The following is an 18,948-nucleotide window of genomic DNA, read 5'->3' on the forward strand; positions in this document are numbered from 1 at the left end:
TAAGTAAAGATTTTAAGGGCGTACGGTGGATGCCTTGGCGATATCAGCCGAAGAAGGACGCGGTAAGCTGCGATAAGCTACGGAGAGGTGCAAGCAACCTTTGACCCGTAGATTTCCGAATGGGGGAACCCGGCAGTGGTTATGCACTGTCACCCATAGCTTAGACTATGAGGAGGGCACCCGGGGAACTGAAACATCTAATTACCCGGAGGAAAAGTAATCAAACGAGATTTTCTTAGTAGCGGCGAGCGAACGGGAAAGAGGCCAAACCGGAGCGGGCAACCGCACCGGGGTTGAGGACAGTCATCAAGTGTAAATGAGGTAGAAGAATCGAGTTGGAAAGCTCAGCCGCAGAAGGTGAAAGCCCTGTAATCGAAACCTTGCATACATGGGACTGTATCCAGAGTACCACGAGACACGTGAAACCTTGTGGGAAGCAGGGGGGACCACCCTCCAAGCCAAAATACTGATATCGACCGATAGCGCATAGTACCGTGAGGGAAAGGTGAAAAGAACCCCTGGCGGGGAGTGAAAGAGAACCTGAAACCGTATGTCTACAAACAGTCGAAGTCTGTATATATATCAGGACGACGGCGTGCCTATTGAAGAATGAACCGACGAGTTACTGTTGCTAGCGAGGTTAAGTGGAAAACACGGAGCCGCAGCGAAAGCGAGTCTGAACAGGGCGTTTAGTTAGTAATAGTAGACCCGAAACCGTAGTGATCTATCCATGGCCAGGTTGAAGCACAGGTAAAATTGTGTGGAGGACCGAACTCGTGAGCGTTGAAAAGCTTTGGGATGAGTTGTGGATAGGGGTGAAATGCCAATCGAACACGGAGATAGCTGGTTCTCCCCGAAATAGCTTTAGGGCTAGCCTCGAGGTTGAGAGTATAGGCGGTAGAGCACTGATCGGGCTAGGGGCCATACCGGTTACCGAACCTAGTCAAACTACGAATGGCTATACTTATACTCGGGAGTCAGACAGTGAATGATAAGGTCCATTGTCAAGAGGGAAACAGCCCAGAACACCGACTAAGGTCCCAAATGTTACACTAAGTGGCGAAGGATGTGGAATTTCCAAAACAACCAGGATGTTGGCTTAGAAGCAGCCACCATTTAAAGAGTGCGTAATAGCTCACTGGTCGAGAGACTCTGCGCCGAAAATGTCCGGGGCTAAAGTGTAAAACCGAAGTCGTGTCATATGCAGCAATGTATATGGGTAGGGGAGCGTTCTCATTGGGTTGAAGCAGTACCGTAAGGAGTTGTGGACTGATGAGAAGTGAGAATGTCGGTATGAGTAGCGAAAAGAATGGTGAGAATCCATTCCACCGAAAGCCTAAGGGTTCCTGAGCAACGATCGTCGTCTCAGGGTAAGTCGGGACCTAAGCCGAGGCGGAAAAGCGTAGGCGATGGACAACAGGTTGAAATTCCTGTACCGGTGTGAATCGTTTGATCGATGGAGTGACACAGTAAGGTAGGTCAGCACGCGATTGGAAGTGCGTGTTTAAGCATGTAGGTTGAGCTATAGGCAAATCCGTAGCTCTAAAAGCTGAGATGTGATGACGAGTTACTAGCGATAGTAACGAAGTGATTGATCCTACACTGTCGAGAAAAGCTTCTAGGTAGAGACACATCGCCCGTACCAAAACCGACACAGGTAGGCGGGGAGAGAATCCTAAGGTGCGCGGGAAAACCCTCGTTAAGGAACTCGGCAAAATGCCTCCGTAACTTCGGGAAAAGGAGGACTCATGTAGTGTGAAGTGCAGCAACGCATGGAGCATGAATGAGTGGCACAAGAGAGGCGCAAGCGACTGTTTACCACAAACACAGGTGCCTGCTAAAGCGAAAGCTGATGTATAGGTGCTGACACCTGCCCGGTGCTGGAAGGTTAAGAGGAGGGGTTAGACTTCGGTCGAAGCTCTGAATTGAAGCCCCAGTAAACGGCGGCCGTAACTATAACGGTCCTAAGGTAGCGAAATTCCTTGTCGGGTAAGTTCCGACCCGCACGAAAGGTGTAACGACTTGCGCACTGTCTCAACGAGGGACCCGGTGAAATTGAAGTACCTGTGAAGATGCAGGTTACCCGCGACTGGACAGAAAGACCCCATGGAGCTTTACTGCAACCTAAGATTGAACTTAGTTAATGAATGTACAGGATAGGTGGGAGACTTAGAATCTAGGACGCCAGTTTTAGAGGAGTCGTTGTTGGGATACCACCCTTTCATTAATTGATTTCTAACGGGCCGAGTAACGACCGGCCGGACAGTCTTAGGCGGGCAGTTTGACTGGGGCGGTCGCCTCCTAAAGAGTAACGGAGGCGCCCAAAGGTTCCCTCAGAGCGGACGGAAATCGCTCGAAGAGTGTAAAGGCAGAAGGGAGCTTGACTGCGAGACGGACAGGTCGAGCAGGGACGAAAGTCGGGCTTAGTGATCCGGTGGTGCCGAGTGGAAGGGCCATCGCTCAACGGATAAAAGCTACCCTGGGGATAACAGGCTAATCTCTCCCAAGAGTCCATATCGACGGGGAGGTTTGGCACCTCGATGTCGGCTCATCACATCCTGGGGCTGAAGTAGGTCCCAAGGGTTCGGCTGTTCGCCGATTAAAGTGGTACGTGAGCTGGGTTCAGAACGTCGTGAGACAGTTCGGTCCCTATCCATCGCGGGCGCAAGAAACTTGAAGGGGGCTGCTCCTAGTACGAGAGGACCGGAGTGGACGAACCGCTGGTGTACCAATTATCCTGCCAAGGGTACAGTTGGGTAGCTACGTTCGGGACGGATAAACGCTGAAAGCATCTAAGCGTGAAACCAGCCTTGAGATGAGGTTTCTCATAGCATAAGCTAGTAAGATCCCATGTAGACGACATGGTTGATAGGCCAGGTGTGGAAGAGCCGTGAGGTTTGGAGCTGACTGGTACTAATAGATCGAGGGCTTTACTTAAATAAACATTAAGCAGAATGTGCAACAAATATATATAACTTCTATGTGGTTTTCAGAGTACAAACTCTGACAGATTCAGTGGCGATGGCTATGAGGATCCACCTGTTCCCATCTCGAACACAGTAGTTAAGCTCATAAACGCCGAAAGTACTTGGCTGGAGACGGCCTGGGAGGATAGGAAGCTGCTGATTAACGAAAAGAAAAAGGTCTACCTAAAGGTAGGCCTTTTTCTTTTTGCTAGTCTTCGACTAGCTAACCCTACTAGAGCCGCCTCCAGCCAAGGTTGTAGAGGTTGTATCTATGTAAGTGTCCGTGTAAGACGGCTTTGGGAAAAGCAGTGCAGTAGAAGATGGAGGAGTGAAACGACGACAGATTCACTGCATCGCTTTCTTCCGAACGTAAGATTTACCAAGCTGCGAAGCAGGGAAGGGAAATCCACAGTGAGGATTGATAGGAAGCCGCGGCTAGTGGTAGATATAAACCCTATCTAATCGATACCGCGGTGCGTAGTACCTATGGTATCGCACCGTAAACCAGTTGAGTAAATTCAGATATATGTAAATAAATAGCATTATATAGGCACAACTTGCCAATGTTATCGCACCGTAAACCAGTTGAGCAACTCCACATTTATGTAAATAACAAGCCCCATGATCACAAAATCATAGGGCATATTTATTTATAATATCTTATTGGGAATTTAATTGATATACAAAAAAAGAGCTGCCTAAGCAGCTCTAATTTTTTATTATTCTACACCAACCATTACGTTAGTTGCTTTGATAACAGCGTATACTTCTTTACCTACTGCTAAGCCCAATTCTTTAACAGATTGAACTGTAATATCTGCAGTAATAACGTTATCATTACCTACATTGATTTTAACGATTGCGTTTACGGCACCTTCTTGAATTTCAACAATTGTACCTTTTAATTGATTTCTTGCACTTAATTTCATATTTTACTCCTTATAAGACGTATACAATACAAATACATGTATATAGTGTATATATAGAAACATATCTATGTATATTATATCATTAATTATAAAATAAGCCGTGATTTGTATCACAGCTTAATATGGAGCGGGCGAAGGGAATCGAACCCTCCTCTCAAGCTTGGGAAGCTCGCATTCTACCGATGAACTACGCCCGCATGATGAACATATTGTATCATACTATAATATGTTCATTCAAGTGGAGCTTGTTTATATACTCAATACCTATAGTAGTAGCTGTATTGTACTAATATAAGAATAGATGTATAAAATAATGAGGAAGGAGGCATATGTATGTCAAAGATTTATAAAATCCATAAATGGTTATCTATAGTTTCTGTGCTATTTTTCTTAATGTTCTGTATTACAGGGCTTATCCTCATGTTTAGAACTGAATTAAATGCGTGGGCTCAAGGGGAAACGAACCATACCTCATCATCAATGGTTATGGGGCAAGAAGAGACCTCTATTTTTGATTATGCTGATGAAGGGGCTCTACTAGTTAAGGCAAAATATCCGTCAAAGGATATTTTAAATATTTCTCCTGCCATGGGGGCTTCACATCTTTTACGGTATCGTATTATTGAGTCATCAGCTACCGTAGCACCTCCAGCACGTATGGGTATGGGTGGAGATTATGCATTATATAATCCTGAAACAAAGGCTCTCATTACTACCCATCATGAAACACCTGCTCATCCTTGGGTTCGAAGTGTATTACATACGCTTCATCAACTACATACAAGATTGGATCTTGGAAAGACAGGGATTTACATTGTAACAATTTTATCGTTCCTATGTGGTGTATCTATTGTTTCTGGTATTTTTTTATACGGGCCATTTCGTAAAAGTTTTGCGAAATCCTCTGTATTGTCTAACTATATGAAATTAAGTACATTGCATCGAGAATTTGCCATGGTTGCCACGGTATGGGGATTTATATTGTGCATTACAGGTGTTTGGATAGGTGGATTTTTTATTGCCAATGATAGTTATAATGCAGATGTACTACATACTGCAAAGCAAGAGCTTTCAACAGGTCAATCTGATGTATTACAACCATCCGAAGCTATTTCTCGCATTATGAAAGCCTATCCTGATCGTCAGCTTATATCTATTGATTATCCATCTAAATTTAATGACCATCACTATGCATTTTATTTAGGTGCTGAAAATGACGATGACCCAGCTATGTTCTTGGGACAACCAGTTTATGCTAATTTATATACTGATTCGACTAAGGATATGTATTCTACAAAAACAATTCCTTGGTATTTCACAGGCATGACTACCATGATTAATCTCCATATACATAATCATAATACGATGGTACTTAAACTATTATGGGCCATTTGGGATATCGTTCTTATCATAGGTATTGTGACTGGTATTATGATGACGATTAAAAAGAAATGTATACGATCTAATGCTTTAGAATCTAAAGTGCCAGTAGAGATACAACATGTTTGGCGTACACCAATCTGTTGTAGCATGTTAGTATTACTTGGCTTTATTGTTCCTCTTTGGTCAAATCCAATCACAAATACTATCGCTGCTATATGTTTGACAATTCCTCTTATTGTGTTTTTTATTTCTTTAGTTAGAGGATTTAATCATTAATTCATTGTATTATTCCTGTACTCAATTAGCATATGCATTTGTCACAAATATTTGATTACTCTTGACTCAATCAGCATGGTTCATCATTAGTTCATTGATTATTTTCGAACTGAAATGATATAATAAATTTAAATAAATGATTTTTATGTATAGAAATTTGTATTTATATTTATAATTGAGAAAGTGGTAGTTACTATGAATTATATAAAAGCATTTATTCAGTCTGAATCATCTGGCGGTATTATGCTCTTACTTGCCGCTATTCTTGGTGTTATTACAGCAAACTCTCCATTAGCAGAACAGTATTTTTCCTTAATGCACGTCTATTGGGGACCAATGGATATACTGGAATGGGTTAATGATGGGTTAATGGCACTCTTTTTCCTATATGTAGGGCTAGCGATTAAATCAGAAATGATTTCTGGCGAATTGAATACAAATTCAAAAAGAGTATTACCACTCTTAGCCGCTTTTGCAGGTGTTGTTACACCCGCTTTAGTATATTTCTTAATTGCTGGTTCTGTCCCTGAGTATACCCATGGATGGGGGATTCCAACAGCTACAGATATTGCATTTGCCATAGGTGTTATTATGATGCTTGGTAAACGTGTATCTCAAGCTATGAAAGCTTTTCTTTCTGCCTTAGCTGTTATTGATGATTTAATTGCTATTATCGTTATAGCTATCTTCTACGGTGCCGGTGTAGACTTTCCGTATTTGATTGGTGCCGCTATCGTAACAGGCGCATTGTGGTATACTAATAAACAGGGGTATGTGAGACCCGTATTATATGGTGTATTGGGTGCAGTTCTTTGGTATTTTGTATTAAAATCTGGCGTTCATGCAACTATTGCTGGGGTTGTCTTAGCTATGACGATTCCTGCAACAGGTAAACTTGACGGTGAAACAGTATATCCTATGCATAAATGGGCAGATAAACTGAAGCATTGGGTTAATTTTTTAATTATTCCTTTATTTAGTTTCTTAAATGCAGGGGTATCCTTTGCTGATGTTTCAGTAGATCACTTATTCCATCCTGTTGTACTAGGCGTTTCATTAGGCCTTATTTTAGGTAAACAGTTTGGTATTTTCTCTGCAGTTTTCGTTCTGGTTAAATCTAAGATTATCAAAATGCCTACTAATACAACATGGCCAGAGGTTTATGGTACTGCCATCGTTTGTGGTATTGGTTTTACTATGAGCTTATTTGTAGCTACATTGGCATTTCCACCTGGTGTCAATCAAGAAATGTCTAAAATTGGTATCTTTATAGGTTCTATTATTTCTGGTTTATTAGGTGCTATAGTCTTAATTTTGGCATATAAAATAAGAACTTTTAAGCATAAATAATGAACGTATTATATTAGGAAGGAATCATATGGAACGGATATTTGTATTTTTACGTTCTCCTGGTTCGGCGACTGCTGTTCTACTAGGAGCTACACTTATTGCATTAATCGTAGCAAACTCTCCATTAACGACACAGTATATGTCACTTGTTAATTTAAAGCTAGGTCCATTAACAACTATGGAGTGGGTTAATGATGCACTAATGGCAATTTTCTTCCTCTTTGTTGGGTTAGAAGTAAAGCGTGAATTAGTAAGTGGTGAACTTAATACGAATGCTAAGCGTATTATGCCAGGTGTTGCTGCATTATTTGGTGTGTTGGTACCTGCTATTATTTACTATCTTATTGCTGGTTCTAGTGAAGTGTATGTTCATGGTTGGGCTATTCCAACCGCGACTGACATTGCTTTTGCTATAGGTGTTATAACTGCTTTGGGTTCTAGAGTTCCTAACTCTATGAAGGTGTTTTTGACAGCCTTAGCGGTTATTGATGACTTAATTGCCATCATTGTTATTGCTATTTTTTATGCATCGAATCTTAATCTTTTTTATCTAGTAGGTGCTGTTATTGTAACGGGCTTATTGATTTACTGTAATCGGTCTGGTTACGTTAGATCTTTATCTTATATCATTCTTGGTTTAATTTTATGGTATTGTATTCTTCGGTCTGGATTACATGCTACTATGGCTGGTGTAATCTTGGCGATGACAATTCCTGAACGGGGTAAGATTGGTCGTAAATATGTTAGACCAATGCAACATTGGGAACATTATTTATCTAACTGGGTAAGCTTTGTGATTGTTCCTATTTTTGCTTTCTTTAATGCCGGTGTAAGTCTTGCTGGATTCGGTGTAGCAGATTTAACACATCCTGTTGTTTTAGGTGTTGCACTAGGCCTTATTTTAGGTAAACAAATCGGTATCTTTGGTGCTATGTTTGGGATGATTAAGTTAGGTATTGTACCTATGCCAGCAGAAGCTAACTGGAAATTTATTTATGGTACCTCCATTGTATGTGGTATTGGTTTTACTATGAGTATATTTGTTTCCGTTTTAGCTTTTGATCCAGGTCATGCTCAAGAGATGGCTAAGGGGGGCGTATTAATCGGTTCCATCATTTCTGCTGTTATTGGCTATACATACTTACGTATAGTTGGTGCTAAGCGTAAGGAATGCCATATAGGTGTATATCATAACTGCTAAAATTAAATAGTTATTATAAAAGTCTCCATTATTGACTGTCTATATAATCAAAACGTAAAAACTTTACTTGATTAGGCAGACTATAATGGAGATTTTTCATTGCTATACTATATTTCTATGATATATATGTAGTACTAGATTTGAGATATAGTTAAAAACGTGCATTATATATGCATTTTTGGTATTGCTATGTCAAAAAGGTTTATAGATTATTTAAAACTGTATAGTATACTACTGATGTAAGGTGAGGTGTATATGGTTAAGAAAATAATTATCGCATGTACGCTTGTTTGTATGACTACAATGGTATCTTCCGTATCATTGGCAAAAACAATTGATCGGGGACAACGGGGGCACCATGTTAGCAAGGTGCAAACCATGTTAAAGCATCAAGGTTTTTTACATGATTCTGTAGATGGTATTTATGGTCATAATACGGAACAAGCTGTACGGAAATTTCAAAAGTCGAAGGGACTCGCTGTAGATGGTCGCGTTGGTCCTAGTACGATGAATGCTTTAGAAAAGATGGAGACTCGTTATGGTGGACATGGTACAGAATTAAGTCATAATGGTGTGCCAAATAAATACTCCCGAGTTTTAACTATGCAAGCTAGTGCTTATTCTGCTCAAGATCCTGGCAATGGCAATTATACGGCTACAGGTAGTCGCTTAAAGAAGGGCATAGTATCTGTAGATCCAAAATTAATTCCATTAGGCACGCGATTATACATTGAAGGTTATGGTTATGCTGTAGCTGACGATGTTGGTGGAGCTATCAAAGGTCATAGAATTGACTTAGCTTATGATTCTCGTTCTGAAGCATTGCAGTTTGGTCGTCAAACTGTGAAGGTTTACGTTTTATAATAAAAACTCTCTAGTATATATAATAGTGTAATAGACTATAAGGTCTAAACTAACAGTATTATATGAGGACTAGAGAGTTTTTATTTTACCGAATTATAGTGTTTCTATAACCTCGAATATTCGGAAATTATGGTATAATAAACATAGATATATTTGAAATAACTCATGACATTTGTTACATGAGTGTAATCAATAGTTATATGATGAATGGTAAAGGAAATTCTATGGATAAAGTACGGCGCGTAGAACGCATGGTGGCAATGACAAAATTGTTAGTTGATTCACCGCAAAAATTGATTCCTTTAAATTATTTCTGTGACTTCTTTGGCATGGCAAAGTCTACGGTTAGTGAAGACTTAACCTGTGTGAGACAGTCTATGGAGCATTTTCAGCTTGGTACATTAGAAACTGTGGCCGGCGTAGCAGGCGGAGTGCGTTTTATTCCTCATCGTAAGGGTGCTCAAGCTAATGATATTTTACGAGATGTGCAAACTCGCTTGATGGAGCCAGACCGTATCATTCCTGGTGGGTTTATTTACATGTCTGATATCTTATATGATTGGCATGTAATGACACGCCTTGGGGAAATCATTATGACCCGTTTTATGGACCGCAATCCTGATTATATTCTGACAGTAGAAACAAAGGGGATTCCTTTAGCTGTCATGGTAGCACGAGCTTTCAACAAACCTCTCGTCATTGCTCGTCGTGATAGTAAGGTAACAGAAGGATCTGCTATTAGTATCAACTACGTAACAGGATCCTCTGGTCGTATTCAAACTATGACACTTACGAAGAGAGCTATTCCTCCAAATGCTAGAGTTTTAATTATTGATGACTTTATGAAAGCTGGTGGCACTGCAAAAGGGCTTAAAGAGCTTGTCTTAGAAATGAGTGGTGTCGTTGTTGGGACCGGTGTTCTAGTAGCAACGGCAGAGCCAAATCCAAAATTAATCGATGATTATGAATCACTATTTACGTTCTATGGTATTGATGAAAATACAAAGAAAATCAACATAGAACCAGTATTTGATGAAGAATAACCAATTAATATTAGATACATTATAGTTAGATATAATGACTTTATATCGCATATTAGACAATGGGCTAATATGATGTAAGTACTATTAAAAAGTCATATATATGAGAGATAACAGATAGGAGATTACTATGAATATTGCAAGCCTTATTTTAGCTGCTGGTAAGGGTACGCGTATGAAATCTAAATTGCCAAAGGTATTGCACAAGGTGGGCGGTAAGGCGATGGTAGAGCGCGTTCTTGAAACGGTTCAGTCTATTGGTACAAATCGCGATGTGGTTATCGTAGGCTTTGGCGGTGATGCGGTACAAAATTACTTGGGGAACCGCGCTGAATTTGTTCGTCAAGAAGAGCAAAATGGTACAGGTCATGCTGTAAAAATGGCTCAACCAGTGCTTGGCGATTATGATGGTACTATCTTATTACTTTGTGGTGATACACCACTTGTTACGAAAGAAAGTTTAGAAGCACTGTTAGAAGAACATAAAAACTCTGGTGCAGCTGCAACAATTTTAACAGCTCATATGCCGGATCCAACAGGTTATGGCCGTATTATTCGCAATGAAGAAGGCTCTGTAGTTCGCATTGTAGAGCAAAAAGATGGTAAACCAGAGGAATTAGCTGTTCAAGAAGTTAATACAGGCATGTATGCTTTTGATAGTAAAAAATTATGGCCTTGCTTAGATCAATTATCTGATGATAATGCACAAGGTGAATTGTATATCACTGATGTAGTTGGTATTCTTGTAAATGGTGGCGACAAGGTAAGCGCGTATATGACGAAGGATTTTGAAGAGTCTCTAGGCGTAAACTCTCGCTTGCAATTAGCAGAAGCTGAATCTATTTTGAAACATCGTAAAAATGTTGAGTTAATGACAGCTGGTGTAACAATTATCGATCCAGCCAATACATATGTAGCTCCTGAGGTAACAGTAGGGCCTGATACAATCTTGCACCCTGGTACAATCCTCGAAGGAAATACTGTCATTGGTGAGCGCTGCGAAATCGGTCCACATACTCGTTTGACAAATGTAAAAGTTGGTAATGATACGATTATTCACTTCACGTATGGTCATGACTGCGAAGTAAAAGACGGTGTAGATGTAGGCCCATATGTTCACTTGCGCCCTAATACTGTGCTTGGTAACAAGGTTCATGTAGGTAACTTCGTAGAGGTTAAAAACTCTAACGTCGGTGAAGGCACTAAGTTCCCACATCTTTCCTACATTGGCGATAGCGACGTAGGCTCTGGTGTTAATATTGGTTGTGGTACGATTACTGTAAACTACGATGGTAAAGTTAAACATCGTACGACAATTGGCGATGGCGCTTTCGTTGGCTGTAATAGTAACTTAGTAGCTCCTGTAACAGTAGGTAATTATAGCTATGTAGGTGCCGGTTCTACCATTACTAAAAATGTACCAGATAAGGCGTTAGCCGTAGGTCGTAGCAAGCAAATTGTGAAAGAAAATTGGGTAACTGACGATACTTTCAAAAAGAAATAAAAAAATATTATAATTTTTTAACACAATTAGGGCAAAATAGTATACAATAAAAAGGCAATAGTGTGTATCTGTAATGGATGATTATGGATAAGTAACCAGTATAGGAACAAATGAAAGGGTAACAAAATGGCATTTGAAGACGGCAAAAAACTTAAAATTTTCACAGGTAATGCGAATCCTGCATTGGCAAAGGAAATTTGTGATTATTTAGGTTTGCCTTTAGGTGAAGCATTTGTAGGTCGCTTTAACAATGGCGAAGTACAAATTATGATTGATGAAAGCGTACGTGGCAAAGATGTATTTATCATTCAACCAACTAGCTATCCTGTAAACGACAATTTGATGGAATTAATGGTTATGGCTGATGCGTTAAAACGCGCTTCTGCACGCCATATTACTGCTGTAGTACCTTACTATGGCTATGCTCGCCAAGACCGTAAGACTCGTGGCCGTGAACCAATCACAGCAAAATTAGTAGCAAACTTGATGCAAACTTCTGGTATTACACGTCTTGTAACAATTGACTTGCATGCTGGTCAAATTCAAGGCTTCTTTGATGTGCCAGTAGATCATTTATATGGTGCATCCATTTTAGCTAAATACATTAATGAAAAAAATCTTGAAGATGTGATTGTTGTATCTCCAGACCTTGGCGGTGTAACTCGTGCTCGTGATTTGGCTGACCGCATTGGTGCGCCAATCGCAATTATCGAGAAAAAACGTCCTGAACCAGGCGTAGCTAAAGTTATGAATCTTATTGGCGATGTAAAAGGTAAAAACTGCATCATCGTTGACGATATTGTAGATACAGCAGGTTCCCTTGTAGAAGGCGCTAAAGCATTAGAAGAATTTGGTGCAAAATCTGTTATGGCTGCTGTTACCCATGCTGTATTAACAGATCCAGCAAGTGAACGCATTGCAAACTCTAACATTAAAGAGCTAATCGTAACAAACACAATGCCATTACCAGAAAATTGCAAATTAGACAATGTAACGCAATTATCTGTAGCTCCATTATTGGGCGAAGCAATTATGCGTATCTTTCATGAAGTTTCAGTAAGTAATTTATTTGATAAATAATAGGTGATTCTTGAAATTAGTAGTAGGCCTTGGTAATCCAGGCAAGCAATATGAAGCGACAAAACATAATATTGGATTTATGGTTATCGATGCCATTGCAGATACCGTATCTCACACGCCTTGGAAAGAGGAACAACGTGCAGAGGTGTGCAGTATTACTGTAGATGGTGAGAAGGTATTGCTTGTAAAGCCACAAACATTTATGAATGCCAGTGGTGAGTCTGTCGGTCCGTTGATGCGGTATTATAAGATTGACCCATCTGATGTGTACTGTATTTATGATGATATGGATTTACCGGTAGGCAAATTACGTATTCGACCAAATGGTAGTTCTGGTGGTCATAATGGGATTAAATCCTTGATTTCCCATATAGGCACTGAAAACTTTCCACGTTTCCGTGTAGGCATTGGCCGTCCATTACCACAATGGACTGTCATTGATCATGTGTTAGCACCATTTAGTGAAGAATCACAAGAGAAGGTACAAAAAGGTATCAAGGATACTGTGAAAGCAGTCTTAGGTACTTTAGAGGTGGGCATCGATAAAGGGATGAATCAATTCAATCCTAAGCGTCGTCCACAGCGATAAATAACATGCATAAGGGCATGAGTCTCATTGAGATTCATGCCTTTTTTACGAGGTATATATGAGTAATCAAGAAAGAATGCCTTTTGTAGAGGCCTTAGAATCATATAAAAAACAACATTTTGTGCCTTTTCATACACCAGGCCATAAGATTGGTGTAGAAGCACCTCAACTACTAAAAGACTGGATGGGACCAGCACTACCATATGACCTAGGTGTTATGTATGCCTTAGATGATTTACATGAACCGGAAGGAGAATTAAAAGAGGCTCAGGACTTAACAGCTGAGTTATATGGAGCTGATCATTGTTGGTTCTCCATTAATGGTACTACTGCTTTAATTGAAGCGATGATTATGGGCACTGTAGGTCCTGATGAAACCATTATCATTCCTCGAGAAGCACATCGTTCAGTTATTAGTGGACTTGTGTTATCTGGTGCTAAACCGGTCTATATGGATTGCCAATTCGATGAGCGCTGGGGCATTCCCTTAGGTGTATCGTTGGACGATGCTGTTAAAATCATGGATGCAAATCCAGAAGCTAAGGCGATTCTCTTAGTGTATCCAAATTATTATGGTGTAGGTGTCGATATTGTAAATATTGTGAAAGAAGCGCATAAACGAGGCATGATTGTTCTTGTTGATGAAGCGCACGGCCCACATTTACCATTTTCAAACACGTTACCTATCGAGGCCATTGCAGCAGGTGCAGACTTAGTGGCACAGAGCACGCATAAAACGGTAGGCTCATTAACACAAACATCGTGGCTATTAGGGCAAGGTGAAAGAATTAATAAACGTCGCATTACACAAATGCATCAAATGTTACAAAGTACAAGTCCAAATTATATTTTTTTGGCATCCTTAGATATGGCGCGTCATCAATTGGCTACAGTAGGTGAAGACCTCGTTAGTCGTACCGTGGAATTGAGCTTATATTTACGTAGTGAATTACATAAGATTTCCGGTATTACTACTATGGAATACAGAGACATAGAAGATCGAGTGGTAAACTATGACTGTACCAAGGTACTCATCGATGCTAAAGAACTAGGTCTTACAGGTGTTGCATTTGAACGGATGTTACGGGATCATCGTATTGAGGTAGAGTTAGTACAGGCTCATCATGTACTAGTACTCATTACCATTGGTGATACAAAAGAATCAATAACGGCTCTTATTCAAGCTGTACGGTCTATCAGCGATACGGTGTTAAGTACATCTCATGAATCAAATGATACGAAGGATGAGAATTTGCAAAACCTTAGCAAAGATTCAGCTTTATTGCCTGAGCCTATTGTAAGAGTAACGCCTCGTAATGCTATGTATGCCAATCGGGAGCAAGTACGGTTACAAGACGCACTTCATCGTATAGCAGGAGAGACAATTGCTTATTATCCTCCAGGGATTCCTTGTGTAGCAGTAGGTGAAGTGATTAGTGAGTCTGTGTTACAATATATAGAGAATCGTAAGGCTCTAGGTTATGTACCGAATGGGGCTGATGATATGACATTGGAAACAATTTGGGTGTTACAGGAGTAATTATGGGGACTTTAATCATACTAGAAGGTGGAGATGGCAGCGGTAAGGCTACGCAAACTAAACTATTAGTAGAGCGATTAACCAAGGAAGGTCATGCAGTTAAATCTGTAAGCTTTCCGAATTATGATAGCGGTGCTGCTATGCCTATAAAAATGTATCTAGCTGGAGAATTTGGCAAAGATGTGCATGATGTAAATCCTTATGTGGCAAGCTCCATGTACGCTATCGATCGCTTTGCTTCCTTTAGAACTGATTGGGAAGAGTTCTATACAAATGGGGGCATCATCATTGCAGATCGTTATACGACATCTAATATGGTGCACCAAATGGTAAAATACGACGATCAGAAGGAACGTACTGCATTTTTAGATTGGCTTGAAGACTTTGAGTTTAATAAATTTGGCTTGCCTACACCTGATGCAGTATGTCTCTTAGATATGCCTCTTGAAGTGAGTGAAGCCCTTATGGCAGAGCGCACTGGTAAAACGGGAGGTAATACAGGGGATATTCATGAAGGAAATCATCAGTATTTAGTAGCTGTTCACGATGCTTATGAAGAGCTAGTAGAACGCTATCAATGGCACCGTATTCCTTGTGCTATTAAAGATGGTGCTGGTCAATATGCGTTACGTACCATTGAAGACATTCATAACGATGTATATCAAGCAGTAGTAAATCTACTACCTTAGGATAGGGCGACTCTTTTAAAAGTCGCCTTTTTCTTATATAATATTAATATTGAGCATGTATTGATAGGAGGGGCTATGACATATTTTGATTCTATAATTGGTCAAGATTCGATCAAGGCACACCTATCGGAACTTGTAAGTCGTAATGCATTACCGCATAGCCTTTTGTTTTATGGTGAAGCAGGTCTTGGTAAGCTAGATATGGCCATAGGTCTAGCGTCTCTATTGTTGGGACGCCAAGTATTTTCTCAACCAAAGGGAGAAGCGTATTTAGCAGATGTAAAAGAAGCACGTCTTGCCAATGGTGAGACGGAAAAACGCATCGAAGCAGAAGGTTTACCTATCTATATGGATAAGGGAGATGCCTTTTGGATTCGCCCTATGAAGACGACACTAAAGGTAGAGCAGTGGTATTCATTATTGCAAGATCATCTGTCAGTAGCAGGTAATAGTAACCGCGTTGTCATTGTGGAGGACTTTCACACGGCCAATGCAGTTATGGCAAATGCCATGCTTAAAACCATCGAAGAACCGCCTGAACAGGTGTATTTCATCATAATTACGAACAAGATTAACACTGTGTTACCAACTATCATTTCTAGATGTATGGGCGTTGGCTTTAATAGTGTTGATGTAGATACAATTCGAAAGGCTCTTGTAGCTCGTGGAATCACAGGTGATATTGAGCAGGCTTTGTTAGCAGGTCATGGTAATCCACAGTTAGTGGAGAAACTGGCTACTCAAGGTCGCATTGAAATGCTAGAGTTAGCAGTTAAAGTAATGGATATCCTCGCCTTAGAAACGAGATGGTTTTCTATGATTTCTCTAGCTTGTGAAAGCTTACCTCGTGAAAGTCTAACAGAATTGATGCATTGGCTGCGCCTTGTGAGTAGAGATATGATGGCTCTTAAAATGGGGGCATTAGACACACAATTACAGGTACCTATGTACAAGACTCAATTATTACGATTATTACCGCGCTGGTCTATGCAAGCATTGTCACAGGTCATTACTGAAACATTGCAAGCGGAACGGGCTTTGCGCTTACATATAAAAACCGCTCTCGTGGTGGACGGTCTTAGTATCGCCCTTCATGATGCTCGGGAGGAGGATTAAATGCTAACCATAGTTGGCGTACGCTTTAAAAAGGCGGGGAAGATTTACTATTTTCTGCCTGAACAATTAGAATTATCTGTTGGAGATGGTGTTATTGTTGAAACGGCACGTGGCGTTGAATACGGTACGGTTGTGATTGGACCGAAAGAGGTCTTTGAAGATGCTGTTGTAGCACCGGTTAAGCCTGTTATTAGAAAGGCAACTCCAAAAGATTTGAAACAAATCGAGAAAAATAAAGAGCGCGAAGAAAAAGCCTTTGAAATTTGTCTCGAAAAAATTGGTAAACGTAAATTACCGATGAAGCTTATCAATGTGGAATACACATTTGATATGAATAAGATTATATTTTTCTTTACTGCGGATGGTCGTATCGACTTCCGTGAGCTAGTTAAGGATTTAGCAACGGTATTTAGAACGCGCATTGAGTTGCGTCAAGTAGGCGTCCGTGATGAGGCTAAGGTTTTAAATGGTATCGGTGCTTGTGGTCGACCTTTATGTTGTTCTAACTTCTTAGGTGACTTTACACCTGTATCGATTCGAATGGCTAAGGACCAAAATTTGAGTCTCAATCCTACAAAAATCTCAGGTGTATGTGGTCGTTTGATGTGCTGTCTTAACTATGAAGATGACTTATATAAAAAAGGTGGCGACCTATACGTGAAGAAGGAACGCCCTCAAGCTCCTCAAGAGGTTGCACCTCCTGGGATTGGTAAAGAGGTAGTTACTGATGAAGGTATTGGTAAGGTCTTAAAGGTAAATCACCATAAACATACGGTGAAGGTGCAGCTAGAAGCTGGCCGTACTATTGATTTAAAATGGTCCGAGGTGGCATTGCCTGATGAATGATCAAGAACGACTTGATGATTTAATTATAGATGGCTTACAGATTTATCAACGTTCTGATATGTTTCGTTTTTCCTTTGATGCGATAGCGCTCATTCACTTTTGTCGTTTCAATAGTCGTCATTCTTATGTTGATCTTGGAACGGGAACAGGTGTTATGCCGCTCATAGGGATATCCTTAGGGGCGGGCCATATAACGGGTATTGATATCAACGAAACTCTTATTGACTTAGCTCAGCGCAGTGTAGAGCATAATCATAAACAAGATGTGGTAACGATGTTGTGCGGCGATTATCGCCATATGTCGTACCGAGATGTACAAGATAAGCCCTTTGACGGCGTTATTGTAAATCCTCCTTTTTATGATTATGAAAGCGGTGCAAAGCCTACGTCTGAAGAACGGGCCTTGGCACTTCATGATGGACATACAACATTAGAAGAGATTTTGAAAGCAGTACAGTCCTTTATTAAGTGTAAAGGTCGCTTGTGGATGATTTATAGTGCTAGTCGCTTACAATATGCATTGTATGAATTAGAAGTAGCCAACTTTCAAGCTAAGCGAATTCGTTTTATTCACGGTATGATAGATAAGCCAGCTAAGCTGGTGCTCATAGAGGCTCTTTATCAAGGTCAGGCAGGCCTTGTACTAGAGCCGCCACTTATCGTTTACGAGAAGCCTAATGTGTACACGAAGGAGGTATCCTCTTGGTATGAACGATAACGAATGGGGCACCTTATACTTGGTGCCTACACCGATAGGCAATTTAGAAGATATGACGTATCGTGCAGTTCGTATCTTAAGTGAAGTAGATGCTATCGCTGCAGAGGATACGCGCCATACGGGCATCTTATTAAAACACTTCGATATTAAGAAACCTTTGATTTCTTATCATGAACACAATAAGGAAGAAAAGGGTGCTTATATTATTGAGCTTTTGTTAGAGGGACAGTCTATTGCTTGCGTTAGTGATGCCGGTATGCCCGCTATATCTGACCCAGGTGCTGATCTAGTCACAAAAGCTATTGAAGAAGGCATACCAGTAGTGCCTTTACCAGGTGCGAATGCGGCATTAACAGCGCTTATTGCATCTGGTCTAGATACTAAATCGTTTACCTTCGCCGGTTTCTTGCCTAAACGGGGGAAACATAGGGTTGAAGAATTACAACGACTTTCACAAGTAACAGGAACACTCATGTTTTACGAAGCACCTCATCGATTGCAAGAGGTCTTACAAGATATGTATGAAGCCTTTGGGAATCGTTCTATTACGGTGGCGAGGGAGTTGACTAAGAAGTTTGAAACTTTTGTGCGCACCGATTTGGAAAGTCTTGTAAATGATTTAGAACAGCTAACCTATAAAGGGGAATTTGTCCTCATCGTAGGTGGAGCTGATACAGTAGAATCTGACATTAGTGAAGTGTCAGACGAACCAGCATCGTATGTAGATGCTGTACAAGCTCTTGTGGATACAGGGGTACCTAAAAAAGAAGCAATTCGCCAGGTGGCAAAGCGTTTTAACGTTTCCCGCCGGGATGTATATAATATTGTAGAACGTTAAACCTTCCCATTCGAAGGTT

Annotated in this window: 15 protein-coding genes, 1 tRNA gene and 2 rRNA genes; 16 read left to right on the forward strand and 2 right to left on the reverse strand. The window is 40.5% G+C overall.

Annotated elements, in window-relative coordinates:
- The first annotated feature begins 2 nt into the window (after positions 1-2).
- Both VRHSUH10_RS00005 and rrf read left to right on the forward strand, forming a co-directional pair.
- A 23S ribosomal RNA gene (locus VRHSUH10_RS00005) occupies positions 3-2,937 on the forward strand.
- A 74-nt stretch (positions 2,938-3,011) separates the two neighbouring features.
- A 5S ribosomal RNA gene (rrf, locus tag VRHSUH10_RS00010) occupies positions 3,012-3,128 on the forward strand.
- 557 nt (positions 3,129-3,685) lie between these two features.
- On the opposite strand, the gene VRHSUH10_RS00015 is transcribed toward rrf, so the two are convergent.
- Together VRHSUH10_RS00015 and VRHSUH10_RS00020 are read right to left on the reverse strand one after the other, a co-directional pair.
- Entirely contained in the window at positions 3,686-3,895 is a 210-nt protein-coding gene (locus VRHSUH10_RS00015) for a molybdopterin-binding protein (RefSeq protein WP_105088956.1), read from the reverse strand.
- Positions 3,896-4,018: 123 nt separating this feature from the next.
- A tRNA-Gly gene (locus tag VRHSUH10_RS00020) sits at positions 4,019-4,092 on the reverse strand.
- Positions 4,093-4,228: 136 nt separating this feature from the next.
- Here VRHSUH10_RS00020 and VRHSUH10_RS00025 point away from each other — a divergent pair.
- The 14 genes from VRHSUH10_RS00025 (at position 4,229) to rsmI (ending at position 18,929) form a co-directional block, all read left to right on the forward strand.
- Positions 4,229-5,554 carry a PepSY domain-containing protein gene (locus VRHSUH10_RS00025; protein WP_105088957.1) on the forward strand — a complete coding sequence of 442 codons (1,326 nt, stop codon included), beginning with the start codon at positions 4,229-4,231 and terminating at the stop codon, positions 5,552-5,554.
- Positions 5,555-5,749: 195 nt separating this feature from the next.
- On the forward strand, positions 5,750-6,904 hold the full coding sequence (gene nhaA, locus VRHSUH10_RS00030) for a Na+/H+ antiporter NhaA (RefSeq protein ID WP_105088958.1): 1,155 nt from the start codon (positions 5,750-5,752) through the stop codon (positions 6,902-6,904).
- Positions 6,905-6,932: 28 nt separating this feature from the next.
- Positions 6,933-8,105, forward strand: coding sequence for a Na+/H+ antiporter NhaA (gene nhaA / locus VRHSUH10_RS00035; RefSeq protein ID WP_105088959.1), 1,173 nt, complete (start codon positions 6,933-6,935; stop codon positions 8,103-8,105).
- Positions 8,106-8,360: 255 nt separating this feature from the next.
- Entirely contained in the window at positions 8,361-8,969 is a 609-nt protein-coding gene (locus VRHSUH10_RS00040; protein WP_005387136.1) for a peptidoglycan-binding protein, read from the forward strand.
- 224 nt (positions 8,970-9,193) lie between these two features.
- Complete coding sequence (purR, locus tag VRHSUH10_RS00045) at positions 9,194-10,012, forward strand: pur operon repressor (protein ID WP_105088960.1); 819 nt, start codon at positions 9,194-9,196, stop codon at positions 10,010-10,012.
- Positions 10,013-10,139: 127 nt separating this feature from the next.
- Positions 10,140-11,513 carry a bifunctional UDP-N-acetylglucosamine diphosphorylase/glucosamine-1-phosphate N-acetyltransferase GlmU gene (gene glmU, locus VRHSUH10_RS00050; protein WP_105088961.1) on the forward strand — a complete coding sequence of 458 codons (1,374 nt, stop codon included), beginning with the start codon at positions 10,140-10,142 and terminating at the stop codon, positions 11,511-11,513.
- Between the two features lie 126 nt (positions 11,514-11,639).
- Positions 11,640-12,593: a ribose-phosphate pyrophosphokinase gene (locus tag VRHSUH10_RS00055; RefSeq protein ID WP_005387130.1), complete on the forward strand. Its 954-nt coding sequence runs from the start codon at positions 11,640-11,642 to the stop codon at positions 12,591-12,593.
- A gap of 10 nt (positions 12,594-12,603) precedes the next feature.
- Positions 12,604-13,182 (forward strand): aminoacyl-tRNA hydrolase, encoded by a 579-nt coding sequence (gene pth, locus VRHSUH10_RS00060; RefSeq protein ID WP_105088962.1) that lies wholly within the window; start codon positions 12,604-12,606, stop codon positions 13,180-13,182.
- Positions 13,183-13,240: 58 nt separating this feature from the next.
- Positions 13,241-14,722, forward strand: a complete 1,482-nt coding sequence (locus tag VRHSUH10_RS00065; protein WP_105088963.1) for an aminotransferase class I/II-fold pyridoxal phosphate-dependent enzyme — start codon at positions 13,241-13,243, stop codon at positions 14,720-14,722.
- 2 nt (positions 14,723-14,724) lie between these two features.
- Positions 14,725-15,411, forward strand: a complete 687-nt coding sequence (locus tag VRHSUH10_RS00070; RefSeq protein WP_105088964.1) for a thymidylate kinase — start codon at positions 14,725-14,727, stop codon at positions 15,409-15,411.
- Between the two features lie 75 nt (positions 15,412-15,486).
- Entirely contained in the window at positions 15,487-16,527 is a 1,041-nt protein-coding gene (locus tag VRHSUH10_RS00075; protein WP_105088965.1) for a hypothetical protein, read from the forward strand.
- Complete coding sequence (locus VRHSUH10_RS00080; RefSeq protein ID WP_105088966.1) at positions 16,528-17,373, forward strand: stage 0 sporulation family protein; 846 nt, start codon at positions 16,528-16,530, stop codon at positions 17,371-17,373. It begins immediately after the preceding gene.
- Complete coding sequence (locus VRHSUH10_RS00085; protein ID WP_105088967.1) at positions 17,366-18,091, forward strand: tRNA1(Val) (adenine(37)-N6)-methyltransferase; 726 nt, start codon at positions 17,366-17,368, stop codon at positions 18,089-18,091. The genes VRHSUH10_RS00080 and VRHSUH10_RS00085 overlap by 8 nt, the downstream gene beginning before the upstream one ends.
- Complete coding sequence (gene rsmI, locus VRHSUH10_RS00090; protein ID WP_105088968.1) at positions 18,081-18,929, forward strand: 16S rRNA (cytidine(1402)-2'-O)-methyltransferase; 849 nt, start codon at positions 18,081-18,083, stop codon at positions 18,927-18,929. The genes VRHSUH10_RS00085 and rsmI overlap by 11 nt, the downstream gene beginning before the upstream one ends.
- Positions 18,930-18,948: the final 19 nt, after the last annotated feature.

The organism is Veillonella sp. T11011-6 (assembly GCF_002959755.1).
Taxonomy (GTDB): domain Bacteria; phylum Bacillota; class Negativicutes; order Veillonellales; family Veillonellaceae; genus Veillonella.